Genomic DNA, 19,718 nt, shown 5'->3' with positions numbered 1-19,718 from the left:
AGGGGGAAGTATGTTTATTACATCAAGGGAAAAATCCATTATTGAATTGATTGTAAAAACATCTGGTAAACATACCGTGTACTCTCTTTCTGCGTTTTTGAATGTGAGCGGAAGAACCGTACAGCGAAATTTGAGATCAATCGAAAGCATTTTAAAACAGTTTCATCTGGAATTGAAGAGGACAGCCAATGAAGGTCTGTTCATCGACGGGAAGAATGAGCACATCTATCGTTTAATGCAAAATCTCGCGGATGTGAATCCGACCGACGAAACCCCTGAGGAACGAAAACTGAATCTCCTGATCATCCTTCTGCATGAAGGCCCTTCTTTTAAAAAGCAGGTGCTTGCGAGTCAGCTAGGAATCAGCGTGACGACCTTGTCTTCTTATTTGGATGAGCTTGCCGATTGGCTTCAGAAGTACGGGATCACCCTGACGAGGAAACGAGGGGTGGGGGTGGAGCTTATGGCGGAAGAAGCCGACAAGCGTCATGCCCTGGCAAGTTTTTTCCTCGTCCATTTTTATGAAGACATCATCGAGACCCTTTATGGGATGCAAAAGGGCCATCATCTTGATGAATCTGTTCTCGGCTATTTTAAACCGGACTATTTACTCGCCGTCGACCAAGTAGTGAATCATCATTTAGCAGACAAGCAGATTACGTTGACGGACAGTGATTATATCGGTCTTGTCGTCCATATCTGCCTGACAATGCAGCGAACGGAAAAGGGCTTCGGATTAGAGGGAGGGGAACCATCTGAAGAAGGGACATCAGGTGGGTTCCAGTTGATGGACACGATATGCAGTGAACTGAAACAGCGGCTTTCTGTTTCAATAAATCATCTGGACGTCCAATTCTTGACGGTCATTTTGAAAGGATCAAAGGTGCAGGATCCCGAAGTCGTTTACTATGACAGCATCCTCCTTGGGCATCTTATCAAAAATGTCATCAAGGATGTGTCGGCAGACCTCCACGTGGATCTATCCGATGATTTTTCCTTGTTCCAGGGCCTCCTTGCCCATATGGGACCGTCCATCTTCCGTCTGCAGCAGGAACTGGACCTTTTCAATCCCCTCACGGATGAGATCAAGAAGAAATATCCGGTCTTATTTCTGGCGGTGAAAAAGAGTCTTGAAATGGAGTTTAAGGATATTTCGTTTCCGGATGATGAAGTGGCGTTTATCGTCCTCCATTTCGGATCGGCCATGCTGATGAATGAAGAAAAGGTCAACATCCAAGCAGTGGTCGTATGTCCGACAGGAATCGGGACGTCCAAGATGCTCGCGAGCCGCATCCAGCGGGAACTGAGTATGATCAACAAGGTGGAAATCCTGTCGATCAAGGATTTTCAGAATGCTGACCTCGAGGATTACGACATTGTCATTTCCACAGTCAGACTTCCTTTTACGGAAGTGGAATATATTCTGGTGAGTCCATTATTGAGTGAGAAGGACATCGGATTCATCCAAAGCTATCTGCAGAATAATGTAGAGAAGCTGACGAGGAAAAAATATTTGAAACCTTCACCGAAGTCTGACGGGAAAGCCGAAGTGAGAATGCTCCTTCAGGAGATTAAAGACGTCCATTCCAGCATGGAAGCCATTCTTACCAATTTCCGCGTGTACCGTAAGCACTCGACGGGAAACCATGTCAGGATCCTGAGTGAAATGGTGGAACAGGCAGACAGGGACGGACTTCTACAACACCCTCAAGCGGTCCTGGACCAACTGATGGAAAGGGAGAAGAAAGGCGGACTTGGCATACCGAACACGAACATGGGGCTTTTCCATTGCCGTGATGATAACGTAAATAAGCTGGTCTTCCAGGTGGCCCATCTGGATGAACCTTGTAAGATCAAGGGGATGGATGGTGCGGAGATGGAGATGAAAAGCCTTCTCCTGATGATTGCTCCGGAAGAATTAAGCAGGCGGGAACAGGAAATACTCAGCCTGATCAGTACCAGCTTAATTGAAAATCATAGATCGATGATGATTTATTCTTCCACGAACGAAGCGATCATCCTGAAGAAACTGGAAGAAATCTTTCTGGACTACTTACAAACTAATTTGATAAAGGAATGATAATCTTGAAACAAACCGTACATTTTGGTGCAGGAAACATAGGCAGAGGGTTTATCGGAGCATTGTTTTCCCAATCAGGTTACCACGTGACCTTTGTCGATATTGCTGAACAGGTGATCAATCATCTGAATGAGGAAGGACGCTATCAGGTAAAACTCGCAACCGAAACGATGGAAACGGAAACGATTGAGAATGTGTCCGGCCTGAACAATCTTCATCAGGAAGGGGAAGTGATCGACACGATTGGCCGATCCACTTATCTGACGACGGCAATTGGACCGAACATCCTGCCACGGATCGCTCCAATGATCGCAAAAGGGATCGCTAAGCGAGTGGCAACTTCAGATGAACCATTATACGTGATCGCATGTGAAAACCAGATCGGTGCAACGGATATTTTGAAAAAGCATATAATAGAAAATCTTGATGAAGAAACGGTCACGGAGCTTGAAGGCAAAGTCTACTTCTTCAATTCAGCAGTGGACCGCATTGTTCCGATGCAGGATCAAGGTTCTTTGGACGTCCTCGTTGAACCATACTATGAGTGGGTGGTTGAAACGACGGAAGAAATCCCGCCTGTTGAAGGAATGACGATCGTTGAAGATCTTGCACCATTCATCGAGCGGAAGCTGTTCACAGTGAATACAGGACACGCGGTCATTGCATATCTTGGTTACCTTCAAGGAAAATCAACGATCGATCAAACATTGGCCGACGAAGCCATTGCCGAGCAGGTCAAAGAGACATTGAAAGAAACAGGTGCCTACCTTGTGAAGCAATATGGTCTGGATGAAAAAGAACATTTGGCTTATATTGATAAAAACATCGAACGCTTCAAAAATACCTACTTGAATGATGATGTCACCCGTGTGGGACGTGCGCCGATCAGGAAGCTTGGTCCCGATGACCGCTTGATCCGCCCGACCACCGAAGCTCAAAAAGCAGGACTTTCCTATTCATATCTCGCCAAAGCGATTGCAGCAGCATTACTGTTCGACAATCCAGAAGACGAGCAAGCCATGGAAATCCAGGGCATGATCAACGAGCACGGCCCTGCATATGTGTTGAAAGAAGTGAGCGGACTGGATGCGGATAGTGAAATCGTGAAGGAAGTATTGGTTCAGTACGAGGCATTGAAGAAATAAATTTGTAGACTGTCGGATGGGATCCGGCAGTTTTTTTTATGAGTTTTGACTACGTGTCATTTCTGTGACACCCGTGAACCCACACCAATCATAAACCCGGTAAACTTCATTATTTTTCAGTATGAATAAGAAAAAATAAAGATAGAATTCCCTCCATCACGGGTGTAAAATATAGTAAAATACACTCTCATATTTTGACATCAGGAGGAAACAACAGAATAAAATATTCAGTTATGCCTATTGTTGCTATTTATTTTTCCCAGTCCGGAAGATTCAAAGAATGCTTCCACCAATGTAAGAATTCAGAATGTTTAAAATACGATAAGAGGTTGATGAAAGTTGGCAATGAATACGACTGAAATAGCTGTAAAGGAACAAACGATTTTCCACCACACCGGAAATAAGATCAAGACCGAAGACCGGGATATCCAGATCATCGCGAAAATGGAGGAGCCCCTGATCGTCGTGCTTGGCAATGTGTTGAGTCATGAAGAATGTGATGAACTCATCCAATTGTCAAAAGATCGTGTCGAGCGCTCAAAAATCGGGAATACCCGGACAGTCGATGGACTGAGAACGAGCAGTTCAGTATTTTTGGAAGAAAGTCATGACGTCGTGACACGAGTTGAAAAGCGAGTCTCTCAGATTATGAATATACCTGTTGAGCACGGGGAGGGTCTTCAAATCCTGAACTATAAACCGGGTCAGGAATACAAGGCTCATTTCGATTTCTTCTCGGCATCGGCACGGCCAGTGAAGAATCCGAGGATCAGTACCCTCGTCATGTATTTAAACGACGTAGAGGAAGGCGGGGAAACCTACTTTCCGAAACTGAATCTCTCTGTTTCTCCTCAAAAAGGAATGGCGGTTTACTTCGAATATTTTTATGATAATCAAGAGTTGAACGACTTGACGCTCCATGGTGGGGCACCGGTTGTCATCGGGGATAAATGGGCTGCGACCCAGTGGATGAGAAGGCAGGCATTTAAATAATTGGAATGGAGGAGTATCCCAAGGATGGGATGCTCCTCCTTTTTAGCTTGCGGATTTCACCGGTTTCACCAATCGGGCATTCATTTTTTTTACGTTCACGGTGTGAATGATCATTCCGGCGATGATCAGGAAGATTCCGATCAATGTGAATCCTGACGGAAGGGGAATGGACAGGATTGCCGCTTCTCCCATGATGACGAACAGGATCTGTGTCGACTGGGTCGCTTCCACTGCCGCAAGCTTACCTGGGTGATGCCTTGCCATGTTCGTCGCAAGGAAAAAGAGGGAAGTTGCAATCACACCGGAACAGATGGCCACGATAAAGGACTGTGTCACTTGGCCAGCGGAAGGGACTCCTGCATTGAAAAACGCAAAGCTCCCAAGGATCAGCCAGAAGGGTGTGCTTGCAATCGTCATCCCGAGTACCCGTTGGAACGTATCAAGCTTTCCTCCGCATATCTCCATCATTTTACGGTTCCCGAGGGGATAAGCGAATGCCGCGATGATCACAGGTAGGACTCCTGTGATCATTTCTGAAGGAGACAATCCACCGGCATTTTCCTGTTGGATGAAAATCACCCCGATTAAAATGATCGAGGAGATGGCGAGAGCCCTTTTTTGAATGGTGTGCCTCCGTCTCACAGGTCCTGAAGTGAAAAACAAGGGAGCGAGAAGGATCCCTGCCACTATCGTGAATTGCCACGTGCCCGCAACTAGCCAGCCAGGTCCGTACGCTGCCGCATAGGTTAAAGGACCATAAAATAGGACAAACCCGACGAAGCTCCACGTCAGCCATTGGTATGGCTTCTTCCTCATTTCAATCCACACTTGATTTATATTCTTCCTAAAACCTACAATAAGGAAAAGGAAGGGGAGCATGAATAGAAAACGCAGGGATGAACTCCACATCCAGCTTCCACCGGCAAGTTCCATGGAACGGTTCAGGATAAAGGTGACGGCAAAGAACATAGATGAAATGATACCAAGAGCCAGTTCTTTGATGGGAAGCACTCCTTTCTGATTCATATACTATAGTTTATTTAAACTTCATTTTAAAAGAAAAAAACTCACTAAGGAAGGTGAAAATGGTTGTTTCCATCGTTCATTGGTCATTTGTGCAGGCTTGAGCCTATCAGCTTCACTTCATTGCGAGGAATTCGTCCTTGATTGCGTCATTTTCGAGGGGATTGCATCATTATGGATGGAATTCCTCGTTTTCAAATTTATTGCGTCATTTTTAATAGTTTATGCGTCTTTTTGAAATAAATGGTAATACGAGCCTCGGAAATCTACGCTACATCCAAAAACCAATTGACATCCGTTTCACGAGAATGATATAGTTATGCCAATAAAATATACAGTCACTCTCTGATAATAGAGGCGCGAGAAAGATGAGTACCTTCTTTGAGAATAATGGATTCCGGGATAAGTTGGGAAAGGCAGATCGCCGAAGCAGAAAATAGCCAATTCTATTTTTTGTTGGGCCAGCATTGAAGAAATGCTGGACTGTCACAATGCAAAAGTTGTGGAGCACTATTGAAGAGATGTTAATACATAGTCTTCATCTTGTTTCCGTAAACTTTGATGAAAAACCGTATGAGCATCTGCTTCATACGGTTTTTTTGTGTTTTTTTAGAGAGTCCAAAGGAGTTAGGGATATGAGTACAGTTGATGTGAATGTTCAAGGAGATTTAACGATCGGTGGGATGGGTACAGGTGAATTGGTCGAAAAATATGGCACTCCCCTGATGGTTTATGATGAGGGGATGATCCGCGGGAATGCGAAATTGTTCCGGGATGCGTTCAATGAAAGTGGCCTGAAATATCAGGTGGCGTATGCGAGTAAGGCATTTCTTTGTAAAGAAATGGTGCGACTTGCAGAACAGGAAAACTTATCTCTGGACGTCGTCTCCGGCGGGGAATTGTATACGGCATTGGAAGCAGGATTCCCGGCAGACCGCATTCATTTCCACGGGAACAACAAGTCCGAAGAGGAGCTGCTAATGGCTCTTGAAGCTGAAATCGGCTGTTTTGTCGTCGATAGTTTCCTCGAACTTGAACTGCTGCATGACCTGGCAAAAGAGCGGGAGCAAGACGTGCAGATCCTGATAAGGGTCACTCCGGGGGTGGAAGCCCACACCCATGAATACATCACGACGGGGCAGGAGGATTCGAAATTCGGTTTCAGCATTTCAAACGGACAGGCGGCCACGGCGATTCAACTAGCGATCAGAAAGCCATACTTCTCCTTGCTCGGCCTCCATTCCCATATCGGATCCCAGATTTTCGAACAGGATGGGTTTGATCAGGCGATTATGGTGCTAGCTGATTTCATGCAGCGGATCCGGATTGATTTGGACGTAACAATGCCTGTGCTGAATATCGGTGGCGGATTTGGTGTCCGGTACACGGAAGAAGACAAGCCTCTGCCGATTCCGACCTATGTCAAAGGGATAACGGATAGTGTGAAAACCTATTTCGCCAAACATGAGTACCCACTCCCGGAAGTATGGGTGGAGCCGGGGCGAAGCATGGTGGCGGAAGCAGGTACGACGTTATACAAAGTGGGCTCGAAGAAGATCATCCCGGATGTGCGTACGTATGTTGCGGTTGATGGAGGGATGACAGACAATATCCGTCCGGCCCTGTATCAGGCGAAGTATCACGCAGTACTTGCCAACCGACCGAATGAGGAATGTACGGAACTAGTGAGCATCGCGGGAAAATGCTGCGAGTCGGGAGACATGCTCATCTGGGACCTGATGCTGCCGCCGACGAATTACGGTGATATCCTGGCTGTCTTCAGTACGGGGGCATACGGGTATTCGATGGCGAGTAACTATAACCGGATACCGAGACCTGCTGTTGTGTTTGTGGATAACGGGGAATCCCGGGTTGTGATCGAACGGGAGACGTATGCGGATCTTGTAAAGAAAGATCGATAGGGAAAGGTGTGGTGGGGTCCATAGGGGTTCCACCTTTTTCTATGGGATTCTTTGGATTATTATGGTAATGTTGAGGTAACATTATCCAAGAAATCGGAGGATCAATCTATGAATCTCAAATCGATCGGTTCCATGGTGCTGAAATTTGTCTTCGTTCTGTTCGGGATCATCCTTCTGACTGGCCTCATCGGTCTATTCAATGAAGGCGTGGATCTCAGCCTGAAACAATATATACTCAACATTGTGGAGATTTCAACCTCCCTCGTCCATTCTGAGGAAATGACCATCACGAATGAATCGAACAACTCGTATCCGATGTTCCCTGCCTTCTGGGAGCCATATTTCTATTCAGTTTCGATCTTTTTGTCGGCCTTTCTTTTATCCGTCCTCTTGGGCATCTTCCTTGCGTACCTCACACATTTATTGCCCTCCCGCTGGTCAAAGTTCATCCTTAGGGCGACCAATCTTCTTGAGTCCACACCCGATATCTTCATCTTGATCGTCATTCAATACAGCGTCATCCTCATCCTGAAAGAGACGGGGGTACTCTTGTTTCCGATCGTCGGCTCGCAGGAAAAAGTGTATCTCGTACCGGTTGTTACCCTGTCCATCTTACCGACGATCATGTTGTTCCGGATCATTTATCTACTGGTGAACGATGAATATGGGAAGCCATATGTAGAGCTGATCAAGAGCAGGGGGATGTCCAAGCATTCGATTTTCTTCATCCATGTCCTGCGGAATATTGCATTCAGCTTATTGAATCATTCCAAATCGATCATTCTCTTTCTCTTATCTTCATTAATTGTGTTTGAGAGATTATTTAATATTTATGGCATCACTCATTTCATCCTGTCATTCTCTCAAATGGACGTGATTTGTTTCAGTTTGATTATGTTTTATCTGCCTGTTTTTGTCCTGCTCATCCTCATCAGGATTTTCGTTGACCGGAAAACCGGACAGAAGGTGGTGATATGATGCTGAAAAAATTGATGAAGAATCCGGCATTTTTAATGGGGTTTATGTTTCTGATCAGTATGTTTGCAGTAAGTCTTATTTACTATATGGGGTGGGGGGATGAGGTGCCGAAACTGGATCTGGTGAAAGATGAAGAGGGGGATTTTCTCAGCCCTCCATACTCCCCGGTAGAGTATCCACCACTTGGCACCGACAATTTTAATCGGAATATCTTCCTTCTCATCATCGTCGGGGCAAAATATACAATAGGGGCAGCGCTAGTCATCATGTTATGCAGGGTATTGCCTTCAGTTTTAATTGGACTCGTGCTTCATTTTTACTTGAAACCGTTCAGAAGAATCATCGATCACATTGTGGATGCCGCAAACTATTTTCCACCGACCTTATTATCGTTTTTATTATTGAATTGGATGTTGCTGGATGGGCCGTTATATAATCCAGAGGGATTCCCCTATGATTTTACCGATAAAACCGTTTTTTACCTGGTCATTCTTATCGTTATTTCACTTCCGAGTCTGACCCTGCTATTTGCGAATGAGTATGACCGGATCATGGGTCAGGAGTTTATTGATAGTGCAAAAGTTCTGGGTGCAACGAAGCGTCATTACATCAGGAATCATATTCGTCCTTTTATTCTTCCGCAAATCCTTCTCGTGTCGATTCGGGAATTTATGATCATCATGCTGTTGATTGCGCATCTTGGGGTTTTGAACATTTATATCGGGGGATCGTCACTCGAGGTCGACCTTTTTGACAATCCGTTCCTGGCTTCCCTTTCTCATGAATGGTCGGGTCTACTCGGCGGCTGGTGGCAATTCCTGTGGACGACCTATCCGTGGATATCCTTCATTCCTGTCGTTTTCTTTACCTTGACGATCCTGTCGGCGAAGCTGATGCTGATCGGGGCGACACAGGTGGTGGAAACCATGGTGGAATCTTCAAAGGATGACTTATCGGCTGAAGAAACCCAAACCCGATACCTTAAAGACAAAGAAATGTTCCAACTTGTGAAAGAGGCGAAGAGAGAGGGTGCATCTAAGGGTCAGTGCTTATAATCTGGTAAAAGGTATGAGAAAGAAGGCAGCATCCCAACAGACGCTGCCTTCTTTCTTTTGTGTTTCAACCTACAATACCGGTTCAAGGGGATAGCGGGTAATATACGTCGATACCATGAAGTTTTTTACGAATATTTAAGAGGACTTTAGTCTTCTGAGAATGCCATTGTAAGGGGTGAATTTCGTTACTCTCCACTTTGTATCCTACACTCGCCATTAGTTCCTGTATCCAATTTCATAGATTTATTTCCTGCTTTTACGGGAGCTGAGAATCTCTAGTACTCTCGTCCCGAAAAATAACCCCAATTGAGAAATCCATGTGTACACCCTTACAATTTAATTAACAAACATGAGGATCAATCGACTTCCAGAACATAACAAATTCAAATTCAATCAATGAGGCGGTGGCTTACTATTTTTCCCGTAGTCTATTCGATGTTGGGACTACATACTTTATTCTTTTTCCTCATCCAGATTCTACCCTAGGCAAATCAATACCTTAATAGAATAGGAGAATGATTATGAAAAAGCTGAACGTGAAACCACTGTTGGTCGGATCGATCGCTGCGACGATGATTGCAGGTTCGATGTTCCAGGTGGATGCCAAAGGCGTACCTTCGAAAGACGTAAATCCTGAACAGTCAACCGTTAATGTAAAAGCCGGTATAAAAGGGGAGCATACCATCACCCTCATAACCGGAGACGTGGTGAAAGTCTCTACTTTAAACAATGGAAAACAAATCATCAATGTGGAGCCGGCAGAGAAGAACGGCGAAGGGGTCAGGGTCATGACGATCAAAGATGAAACCTTCGTCCTTCCGAACTCTGCAATGCCTTATATGTCAGCCGGTAAGCTGGATGAAGATTTGTTTAACATTACAAAACTGATCGAATATGGTTATGATGACAAAAACACTGATTCTGTACCGGTCATTGTCGAATACAAAAAAACCAAAGCGAAATCGATCAACGCTGCACCAAAGGGAGCCAAGAAAGTACGGGAATTGGAAAGTATCCAGGGAGCCGCGCTTTCAGCAGAGAAAAAGCAGGCTGAAGTTTTCTGGAATGACGTCACGGTTCAAAGTGCTGAAAAGCAAGCAACGTCCCAATTCGATAATGGCGTAGAGAAGATCTGGCTGGACGGACGTGTCGAAGCAGCCCTTGATCAAAGTGTCCCGCAAATAGGTGCAGATCAGGCTTGGGAACAGGGATATACCGGTGAAGGGGTCAAAGTGGCGGTCCTGGATACAGGGATTGACTCAGAACATCCGGATATCACCGGTCAGATTGATGAGGCAGTCAGCTTTGTTCCGGGAGAAGAAGTAAAAGACGTGAATGGTCATGGTACCCACGTGGCCTCCACGGTACTTGGGACAGGTGCAGGTGACGGCAAGCATAAAGGGGTTGCTCCTGATGCCCGTTTATTGGTCGGTAAAGTGTTGAGTGATCAAGGGTTCGGACAGGATTCCTGGATCATTGACGGGATGGAATGGGCATCTGATCACGCGAAAATCGTTAACATGAGTCTTTCAAGCGATATGCCGAGTGACGGGACGGATCCCATGGCAGAAGCCGTCAATCAATTGACGGAGGAAAACGGGACATTATTCGTTATCGCCGCAGGAAATAGAGGCGGTGAAGGGACAATCGGTTCTCCGGGAGCGGCTGATTCGGCATTGACGGTCGGGGCCGTTGATAAGAATGATCAGCTCGCATGGTTTTCCTCCAAAGGTCCTCGCTACGGAGATATGGGGTTGAAACCTGATTTGTCTGCCCCAGGTGTAGATATCGTGGCGGCCCGTTCCCAGTATTCAAGTGGAACAGGCGACTATAAAAGCCTGAGTGGTACGTCGATGGCCACGCCTCATGTTGCAGGGTCTGCTGCAATCTTAGCTGGAAAACATCCGGACTGGGATGGTAAAACATTAAAGCAGGTGTTGATGAACACAACGAAAAAGCTTGACGATTACCAGCCATATCAGGTTGGAACCGGCAGGGTTGATGTCCCTGCAGTGTTGGCTTCGAAAGTAAGAGCGACAGAATCCGTTTCATTTGGATTTTTCAAGTGGCCACATGATCAAGCAAAACCAGTCGAAAAGGAGGTAACGTATACAAACGAGAGCGAGAAGGATATCACTCTAGAACTGGAATCCACTTTTACAAATGCAGATGGGAAAGAAGCTCCCGAAGGCATGCTGACATTTTCACAAGACAGCGTTACGGTTCCAGCAGGTGGGACAGTTGACGTCAATGTGACGTTGGATTCAACTCTGGGTGAAGCGGGCTCCCGTTACCAAGGATTCCTGACAGCGAAAGAGGATGGAAAAGAGCTTATCAATACAACGATGGCCATGGTCAAGGAGGAAGAACGTTATCCACTGACTCTGAACGCTACCGATCGTGATGGGTCGGAGGGACTTGCGTATGTCGTCCTGTTCAGTGACAAAATGGAGCCAGAAGTCGTGGCTGTTAATGGAACACTCGAGCTTCGATTGCCGCCTGGCACGTATTCCGCCATGTCACTTATGGATGTGGATACTGAGACAGATGATATGGGGGTTGCGCTTGTAGGGGATCCTGAAGTGAAACTTGATGGGCCGAAAACAGTGGAACTAGATGCACGGAAAGCTAAAGAAATCAAAGCAGTCGTACCTAAGAAAACAGAAGCGAACTATAAGCGTCTCGAATATCACCAAACCATCGGGGATATGCCGATGACAAGTCTATACCTGATGCCTGTGTGGATTGATAAACTGTATGCTGTTCCGACTAAAAAAGTGAAGAGTGGGTATTTTGAGCAATTGACCCGCTGGCGTTTGACCAAACCGACCTTGACGATTGATTTCAAAGGAAAAGAATTAGATGATATCCCATTTGCGGGTAGTACGAGGTTGGATGGGAAGTATAACCTGTCCACGGTCTATGCAGGAAAAGGGAACGCTTCCGACTTTGACCGCTTGAAGGCAAAAGGAAAAGCGGTCGTAGTCGATCGAAATGCAGAAGTGAGTGTGTCAGAGCAAGCTGAAAATGCTGCAGCAGCTGATGCGAAACTGTTGATTGTTGTAAACAATGACGATAAAGAGTTCAGTGTGTATGCAGGAACTCCTGATAATACGGATACTCCGGTTGCCGTTGCAGGTATCAGTAAAAGTGAAGGAGACAAGCTCGTTAAAGCGGTCCGTTCAGGAAACGTAAAGCTAAAGGTTGAAGGAACAGTCGATTCCCCATACCTTTATGATTTAATGGATGTACATGAAGGTTCAATTCCGAAAGATTTGACTTATGCACCAAAAGGAAAGGAACTGGCGAAGATCGAAACCAACTACACGTCACCTGTTGAAACGGATGGAGGGGAATTCCGTTATGATCTCCGTCCACATACGATGAGGGCTATAGGCTTCTTACAAACAGTCTCGTTGCCAAGCGCCCGTACTGAATATGTTTCGGCAATAGAAGATACAGAATGGTATCATCAGGCAAATGTACTTGATGAGGGCTGGCAGGTACGACAACCGTTGATGACGTATGATGGAGGAGAAAAGATCACTGAGAACTGGTTCTCACCAGTCGTCCGTCCGAGTCTCGGAGATGGGTACTGGCCTCCAAGAAGACAGGGTGACTCGCTTCAAATTAATGTTCCTGCATGGGCTGACGGCGGGAAAGGGAACACCGGTGGAACGGAATGGGATGTTTCTAATCAAAACCAGACCTCTCAACTATACAAAGGGGATACCTTATTGAAAGAAGGGCAGGGACAGGCGCTGAACGTATGGGACATTTTACCTCAAGAACGTACCCAATACCGATTCGTCACAGACGCCAAACGGGACGAAAACCGCTGGAACACCTCCACCAGAACCCATACAGAGTGGACCTTCTGGACAAAAGCGACTGAGAACTGGATGGAAGACCTTCCATTCCTGATCCTTGACTATAAGGTGGATACAGATGTGAACGGGGATGCACTGGTGAACCGTCCAACCAACCTCGAACTTTCTGTCGGTAAGGTAGAAGGGGCAATCGGTTATGGAAAGGTTGAAGGATCCGCATTGGAAGTATCCTTCAACGAAGGGAAGTCGTGGAAGAAAGTGAAGCTGGATCGTGATGGAGATACATTCAAAGCGGTCATCAATAATCCTAAAAATGCCAAGAGTGTGTCATTAAAAGCAAGCGCCTGGGATGATGAAGGGAACAAAATCAGTCAGGAGATTGTGAAGGCTTATGGGTTGAGATAGATTGATAGGAAGAAGATGCCGGAATGGATGGCATCTTCTTTTTATTTTTAAGCGTCAAATAACTAGGCTTCTAAGAACATTTCTTCCAGAGAAGGTTCCTCCACCTCTACCCTCAATATATCTACTCTTACATTATTTAAAGCTCGGATAATATCCGCAATCTTTTTCTCAGAGGATACACACATTTTAAAATGACTGTCAGCTAATTCTAACTCGGTGCCAGGGCACGAGGTAAGCATTATTGTTCCTATTTGAACTTTTGAAAGTAATGCAGGATGCAACATTCATTGAAACATTTTAAGTACATATCCGTATATAAGGAAAGACGTTCTTTATAAATGAGGAGTGGAGAAAGTGAAAATCAGTATGTTTAGAAGCATGACAGAGACAGGTTTAAATAGAAAAGTAAATCAATTCTTGGAGGACAGCAATGTCGAAGTCATAAATATTAAATTTTCAATGACTATTTTCGACTGTGGGGCACTCGTGATGTATAAAGAGAAGGAGTAAGTGAGGTGAGTAGTATGGTTATATGGGATTCTATTGATGAAAAGAGGGAGTAAATGAATAATCGGTTTAGTCGTATTTTCTTTCTTCCGGTATTGGCGGGTAAGTGGATTCAGAGAAGGATGGGAAAAGGGGTGAAAGGAGTAATCAGTTATGTGATTTTCTACTTTATTGTAACGGGTCTCCTTTTCATTATAACGGATGAAATAGATACTTTTTTCATTGATCAAATGTTTTACTTTTTTAATACATATCTACTTTTGGGCATGTATTACGTCTTTTTTTATTATTGGAGAGAATCAAAAGAATGATCGAGACATAAGAGTTAGAGCCATGGAGAAAAATAACATTCACTACTTGCCATATTTATGAGGAGGAAGTGCCATTTGAAACCTGAAATTGTATCGCTGCAAGCTAAGAAATTTATAGGGAAATCCAGGCGCATGACGTTGGTGGAGGACTCTACAAAAGAACTCTGGCAAAGCTTCATGCCACATCGAAAGGCGATTTCTCATCGTGTAGATGAAAAACTTTATAATATGAAGGTATTCGAACCAGGGTTTGATGTAAAGCAATTAACCCCTTCAACACCTTTCGAAAAATGGGCAGCAGTAGAGGTGAAGTCATTTGAAGATAAACCTGTAGCGATGGATACATACACCATGAAAGGTGGACTATACGCCAAATTCCTTCACCATGGCCCAGCCAGCACTTTCCACGAAACCCTGGAATACATCCACACCGAGTGGATGCTTGCATCAGAATACAAACTAGACAATCGCGAACACTTCGAACGCTTCGACGAACACTACAACCCTTCGGACCCCAACGCAGTAGAAGAGGTGTGGATCCCTATCAAGAGAGGGACGGACCTGTGAATTTGAGGTGAAACCCAATAGGGACGGGCCTTCATTTGTGAAAATGAAGGTCCGTCCCTTTATAATTCGTTCAGTTTCATGCCAATTTTATTGAAGTAGTTGATCATGAATGGGTGGAATTCTTTGGCAGTTTTGGTGAGATGCCTTCGTTTGGACCAGCCGAGGCCGATGGTGCGCTCGCAGGTTGGGGTCTTGATCCGTATTTTGTGGGGGAAGGGTGTCCGGCGATTCATCCATGAGATGGCTGGGATGAAGGCGATGCCTAGACCCTGTCTGACGAGGTCCCCGATGACACCGGGCTCATCTCCTTCGAAAGAGATGACAGGTGAGAATCCTGCCTGCAAACAAATATCATCGGTCAGGTTCCTGAGGCCGTAGCCTGTGTTCATGCTGATGAACGGTTGATCCTTCACCTCGATCAAATCAATTTCATCCCTGTCTTCCAACCGGTGACCTGGAGGGACGATGAGAAAGATCTCCTCTGTCATCAGAGGCTCCCAAACGATATCTTCATCATCTTCCAAGGGAATGGAGGAGATGCAGTAATCGACTTCTCCATTCTTTAGTTGCTCCTTCATTTCAGACATGGAGTGCACGAATTGCTGAAATCGGACGTGGGGGTTTTCTTTCAAGAACGACCCGACCAAATCCGGAAGCACCCTGGGAATCGTGACGGCCATACGGATGGTGTGCTCCTCAAGATTCATTGCCTCCAGAATCTCTCTTTTCCCTTCCTTGATTTCCATGAATACACGTTCCACTCGACTCAGAAACAGTTTCCCATACCGGTTCAACCTAATCTGACGGTGTTGTCGTTCAAATAAAGGCACGCCAAGATCCTCTTCCAACCGGGAAATCGTTTTACTCAGAGAGGGCTGGGCGATCCTTAATTCCTCCGCGGCCTTAGTCATATGCTCAAACCGTGCCACGGTTTGAAAGTAGTGCAGCTGCTGTAGTTCCATACAATCACATCCTTACATAGACTGAAAGCTATATATGTATAACTAATTATGTATTATACATTATTATTTAATCCACGTATGATAAATGGATGTAAATGAGTATGAGAAGGAGTTTGTTATGAAAGGATTCGCATTAATATTTCAAGATTTAAAAGCAATGTTAAGCCATAAGCACAGAAGAATCGCCCTCGGCTTTCTTCTTTTAGTTCCATTAATTTATTCGGGATTATTCCTGTCAGGTTACTGGAATCCATACGGCAAGCTTGAGCAACTACCTGTAGCCATCGTCAATGAAGACGAGGGAGCCGTAATGGAGGATGAGCCGATAGAAGCTGGGAAAGATTTTGTTAAGGAACTGAAAAAGTCAGAAGATTTGAATTTCAAGTTCGTTTCCCCTACTAAAGCTAAAGAAGGCCTTAAAGAAGGTACGTACTATATGGTCGTCACCATCCCAAAAGACTTCTCGCAAAAGGTGAGCACATTAATGGATGAACATCCCAAGCCAGCCGAACTTCTGTACAAGGACAACCCTGGTAAAAACTTCGTAGCCTCTCAAATAAGTTCGAGTGCTACAGAAAAAATGAAAAGCAAGCTGTCTGATACGATTTCCAAATCCTATGCAGACGGAGTGTTTTCAAAGTTTGAGGAATTAGGTAAGGGATTAACGAAGGCGAGTGACGGAGCGAGCAGATTGCATAATGGAATTGCAGCTGAAAAGGCAGGAATGAATTCACTTGCAACTGGGATCAACGGACTAGGAGAAGGATTCCGCGAGCTTCAAGCTGGTAGTGAAAAACTCTCAACAGGTGCAGATTCCCTTGAGAGTGGTCTCCAGCATTTACACTCAAGTTCAGTCCAATTAGCCGGTGGGATGAAGAGCCTGTCACAAGCAGGTGAGAAAATGAATACGGGCACAGAACAACTGGCGAGTCAAACGAATAAGCTAGCAGGTGCAGAGGATCAGCTCAAACAGCGACAATCGGAAGCAAATGTCAATGCGGAGAAGCTTGCGAGTCAGCTTCAATCGTATGAAGAGTCACATCCGGAGGCGAAAGGTGATGCTGAATTTGAACGTATTCAAGAACTATCAAGAAATTTAGCATCATCCACATCGGAGCTTGAGAACGGGCAATCGAAGCTTTACCAGCAAACAGAACAGCTTGCAGGTGGACAGAATCAGCTGCATGCAGGGTTCTCCCAGCTCACAGACAAACTGAACCAGGCATCTGAGGGAGCTTCAGAATTAGCGTCCGGTTCGTCTACACTTTCTTCGGGGATTGCCGACTGGAACAAGGGATTCACAACCTTGACTGCCGGAATCGGCCGTATATCAAACGGAAGTAACAAGCTTTCTTCAGGGGTCAGTACTTTAAATCTGGGACTGACCGATCTTGAATCCGGCTCAGGGGAATTAGCTGATAAACTCGCCGATGCAGCAGAAAAAACGTCAGTGGTTCATTCAACAGAGGAGCTATCGTCCATGTTCTCTGATCCCGTCCATCTTGTGAAATCCAATGTATCCAAGGTGCCGAACTATGGAACCGGAATCGCACCTTATTTCTTGTCATTGGCCTTATACGTCGGCGGAATCATGGCGGCGAATATACTCCCTCTTGGCAGACGCAATGATCTTCGCGTGAACGGGACGACCCATTTCATCAATAAATGGGGATTGGTGTTTGCCATCGGCTCCATTCAGGCACTCATCGTCGACGCGGTCCTTCTCTTTGGTTTCCATTTAGAAGTCGTGAATATACCGTTGTTTATTCTATCAAGTGTCATCGTTTCTTTCACATTTATGACCTTTATCTTTATGCTGATCACCGTATTCGGATTCGTTGGGAAGTTTCTGGCGGTCACCTTCCTCGTCCTGCAGCTGGCAACATGCGGAGGGACATTCCCTCGAGACTTGAATACGCCGATTTTGCGCATCATCGGGGAGAACCTACCGATGGCTCACTCGTTGAGCAGCTTCCAGGAAGTCATTACATTAGGTGACTTCACGCAGCTTGCGCACCAGCTGTGGATCCTGTTTGGATACTTGGCTGTGGCCGGGGGGATTGCCTGGTTTACCACCCACGTGCAACATTCGAAGAAAGTCGAAGTCGCGGAATGATTTAAAAAATGCCTGCCCCCCAAAAAAGGGGACAGGCATTTTTTGTTAAGATAAGGCATCCATTACATATTTTTTCGTTACAGCATGATAAAACCCAGCTTGCACTGTCAGCACCGATACGATCATGACATTAAGGACTTTGGTGAGGTTTTCCTCCGCAATCCCGTCAAATGTTTCCAACATTACTCGGCATTCTTCCTTGATGAATCCGTCAATATGCTCGTTTACCGAACCATCAGCACTTTTTATGGAAGGTAAGGATTGATGATGGATCTGATCGAAGACGGATGCATAGGCAAGATAAAGATCCGTGGGATTGACGATGTCGTCGGTGCGGTCCTCGATATTATTGAACACGAGAGTCAGAATCTTACGGATGGATTCAAAATCAAGCGTCGCTTTGAGGTCTTCGACGATGAATAGCATGGCAGCCTGTTCGGTGGTGTATTTTTTACCGAGTTGGGGGGAACCGATCAACCCTCTTACATCCCGCTTCACCCAGTTCTGTACGGTGCTTTGTGGAAAGTTGGTGAATTCGATCAGGTTTCCCAGGGAGACGATCTCATTAAGGGAAAAGCCTATTTCGCCTTTGGCGGATTTGAGTATTTTTTGAATGATTGGTGGCAGTTCATCCTCATTATGGATATTCCCCCACGCATCGTAAAGGGCATGGTGTGGGGTCCTGCTGCTGGTGCCGTTCAGAGAGAGCAACAGGTCTGCCATATTTTTGCGTGTCAGTTTAAACGTTTCCATCGTGATTACCCCGTCTCATTTGCAAATATCTCCTTCTATACTACTGGTTAGGTGGAGTCCCGTCAATTTCACCTTTTGCTTGTATTTTGCCCATGAAAGATTTATAATAGGTTCAGATACAGGTTCATTTGAACTTGAAATAGGAGTGAGAATCAAGATGGGAAAACGTATATTTTACTTCCTGTTAACGAACGTTTTAGTACTACTGACGATTAGTATCATTTTTTCCGTCACAGGAGCGGGGAATTATATCACTGCTACAGGTGGATTGGATTTAGGCGCACTGCTTGTATTCAGTGCAATCATCGGTTTTTCCGGATCGTTCATCTCTTTAGCGATGTCACGTTGGATGGCGAAGAGGATGATGGGCGTCCAGGTATTGAATCCAGATGGCGCTTTATCTTCTGAGGAACGTGCCGTGGTCGAGAAGGTCCACCGCCTATCAAGAGCTGCAGGGCTCACGCATATGCCGGAAGTGGGAATCTATCATTCTCCTGAAGTGAATGCCTTCGCTACAGGTCCTTCGAAGAAACGCTCACTTGTTGCCGTTTCAACTGGATTGCTTCGTGAAATGGATGATGATGCAGTGGAAGGTGTCATTGCCCATGAGGTAGCCCACGTTGCAAACGGGGATATGGTGACGATGACCTTGCTGCAAGGTGTGGTCAATACATTCGTTGTCTTCCTGGCACGGATCGCAGCATGGATTGCGTCGCGTTTTGCAAGAGAAGAAATGGCACCGATCGTGCATTTCATTGCCGTGATTGTCTTCCAGATCGTCTTCTCGATCTTGGGAAGTCTGGTTGTCTTCGCTTATTCACGCCATCGTGAGTATCACGCAGATAGAGGCGGAGCAGACCTTGCCGGTAAGGATAAAATGGTCCACGCCCTTCAAATGTTAAAAGCTTACTCAAGCCGCATGAAGGGTGAAGATGATACAGCCATCTCTACATTGAAAATCAATGGACGTCGTAAATCGGCGATGTTTTCGACTCACCCGGACTTGGATGAGCGGATCAGTCGTTTGCAGGCAAAATAATAGATGATGAAAAAGGTGCCAGATCCCGTTTG

Annotated in this window: 15 protein-coding genes and 1 riboswitch; of the genes, 11 read left to right on the top strand and 4 right to left on the bottom strand. The window is 45.5% G+C overall.

What is annotated here, in order from left to right; genetic code table 11:
* The first annotated feature begins 10 nt into the window (after window positions 1-10).
* The 3 genes from NQ095_RS05745 (at window position 11) to NQ095_RS05735 (ending at window position 4,218) form a co-directional block, all read left to right on the top strand.
* Complete coding sequence (locus NQ095_RS05745) at window positions 11-2,080, top strand: BglG family transcription antiterminator (RefSeq protein WP_258262531.1); 2,070 nt, start codon at window positions 11-13, stop codon at window positions 2,078-2,080.
* Window positions 2,081-2,085: 5 nt separating this feature from the next.
* Window positions 2,086-3,225 (top strand): mannitol-1-phosphate 5-dehydrogenase, encoded by a 1,140-nt coding sequence (locus NQ095_RS05740; RefSeq protein WP_258262530.1) that lies wholly within the window; start codon window positions 2,086-2,088, stop codon window positions 3,223-3,225.
* Window positions 3,226-3,570: 345 nt separating this feature from the next.
* Complete coding sequence (locus tag NQ095_RS05735; RefSeq protein WP_258262828.1) at window positions 3,571-4,218, top strand: 2OG-Fe(II) oxygenase; 648 nt, start codon at window positions 3,571-3,573, stop codon at window positions 4,216-4,218.
* A 42-nt stretch (window positions 4,219-4,260) separates the two neighbouring features.
* Here the strand turns inward: NQ095_RS05735 and NQ095_RS05730 are convergent, their stop codons facing one another.
* Window positions 4,261-5,220: a DMT family transporter gene (locus tag NQ095_RS05730; RefSeq protein ID WP_258262827.1), complete on the bottom strand. Its 960-nt coding sequence runs from the start codon at window positions 5,218-5,220 to the stop codon at window positions 4,261-4,263.
* 365 nt (window positions 5,221-5,585) lie between these two features.
* A riboswitch (Lysine riboswitch) is annotated at window positions 5,586-5,762 on the top strand.
* A gap of 114 nt (window positions 5,763-5,876) precedes the next feature.
* On the opposite strand from NQ095_RS05730, the gene lysA reads away from it, so the two are divergent.
* From lysA to NQ095_RS05710, 4 genes are all read left to right on the top strand, one after another.
* On the top strand, window positions 5,877-7,163 hold the full coding sequence (gene lysA / locus NQ095_RS05725; RefSeq protein WP_258262529.1) for a diaminopimelate decarboxylase: 1,287 nt from the start codon (window positions 5,877-5,879) through the stop codon (window positions 7,161-7,163).
* A gap of 108 nt (window positions 7,164-7,271) precedes the next feature.
* The gene (locus NQ095_RS05720; RefSeq protein WP_258262528.1) at window positions 7,272-8,141 is read left to right on the top strand and encodes an ABC transporter permease subunit; all 870 of its coding nucleotides are present in this window, start codon (window positions 7,272-7,274) and stop codon (window positions 8,139-8,141) included.
* Window positions 8,138-9,196 carry an ABC transporter permease subunit gene (locus tag NQ095_RS05715; protein WP_258262527.1) on the top strand — a complete coding sequence of 353 codons (1,059 nt, stop codon included), beginning with the start codon at window positions 8,138-8,140 and terminating at the stop codon, window positions 9,194-9,196. Before NQ095_RS05720 ends, NQ095_RS05715 begins: the two co-directional genes overlap by 4 nt.
* A 521-nt stretch (window positions 9,197-9,717) precedes the next feature.
* A complete protein-coding gene (locus tag NQ095_RS05710) occupies window positions 9,718-13,431 on the top strand; it encodes a S8 family peptidase (protein ID WP_258262526.1) in 3,714 nt (1,237 codons plus the stop codon).
* 62 nt (window positions 13,432-13,493) lie between these two features.
* Here the strand turns inward: NQ095_RS05710 and NQ095_RS22545 are convergent, their stop codons facing one another.
* A complete protein-coding gene (locus NQ095_RS22545) occupies window positions 13,494-13,670 on the bottom strand; it encodes an ATP-binding protein DrrA1-3 family domain-containing protein (protein WP_375162817.1) in 177 nt (58 codons plus the stop codon).
* A gap of 115 nt (window positions 13,671-13,785) precedes the next feature.
* On the opposite strand from NQ095_RS22545, the gene NQ095_RS05705 reads away from it, so the two are divergent.
* A complete protein-coding gene (locus NQ095_RS05705) occupies window positions 13,786-13,941 on the top strand; it encodes a hypothetical protein (RefSeq protein WP_258262525.1) in 156 nt (51 codons plus the stop codon).
* A 383-nt stretch (window positions 13,942-14,324) separates the two neighbouring features.
* Window positions 14,325-14,816, top strand: a complete 492-nt coding sequence (locus tag NQ095_RS05700; RefSeq protein ID WP_258262524.1) for a GyrI-like domain-containing protein — start codon at window positions 14,325-14,327, stop codon at window positions 14,814-14,816.
* A gap of 59 nt (window positions 14,817-14,875) precedes the next feature.
* On the opposite strand, the gene NQ095_RS05695 is transcribed toward NQ095_RS05700, so the two are convergent.
* On the bottom strand, window positions 14,876-15,778 hold the full coding sequence (locus tag NQ095_RS05695) for a LysR family transcriptional regulator (RefSeq protein ID WP_258262523.1): 903 nt from the start codon (window positions 15,776-15,778) through the stop codon (window positions 14,876-14,878).
* Between the two features lie 118 nt (window positions 15,779-15,896).
* Between NQ095_RS05695 and NQ095_RS05690 the strand changes: the two genes are divergently transcribed.
* Window positions 15,897-17,894 (top strand): YhgE/Pip family protein, encoded by a 1,998-nt coding sequence (locus tag NQ095_RS05690; protein WP_258262522.1) that lies wholly within the window; start codon window positions 15,897-15,899, stop codon window positions 17,892-17,894.
* A gap of 45 nt (window positions 17,895-17,939) precedes the next feature.
* On the opposite strand, the gene NQ095_RS05685 is transcribed toward NQ095_RS05690, so the two are convergent.
* Window positions 17,940-18,647, bottom strand: coding sequence for a DUF1836 domain-containing protein (locus tag NQ095_RS05685; protein WP_258262521.1), 708 nt, complete (start codon window positions 18,645-18,647; stop codon window positions 17,940-17,942).
* Window positions 18,648-18,804: 157 nt separating this feature from the next.
* On the opposite strand from NQ095_RS05685, the gene htpX reads away from it, so the two are divergent.
* The gene (gene htpX / locus NQ095_RS05680; protein ID WP_258262520.1) at window positions 18,805-19,686 is read left to right on the top strand and encodes a protease HtpX; all 882 of its coding nucleotides are present in this window, start codon (window positions 18,805-18,807) and stop codon (window positions 19,684-19,686) included.
* Window positions 19,687-19,718 lie beyond the last annotated feature (32 nt).

It is taken from the genome of Rossellomorea sp. SC111, from assembly GCF_024733565.1.
Classification (GTDB): Bacteria; Bacillota; Bacilli; order Bacillales; family Bacillaceae_B; genus Rossellomorea.
The sequence above is the reverse complement of the archived record's forward strand: the minus strand, read 5'-3'. Positions and strand labels throughout refer to the sequence as shown.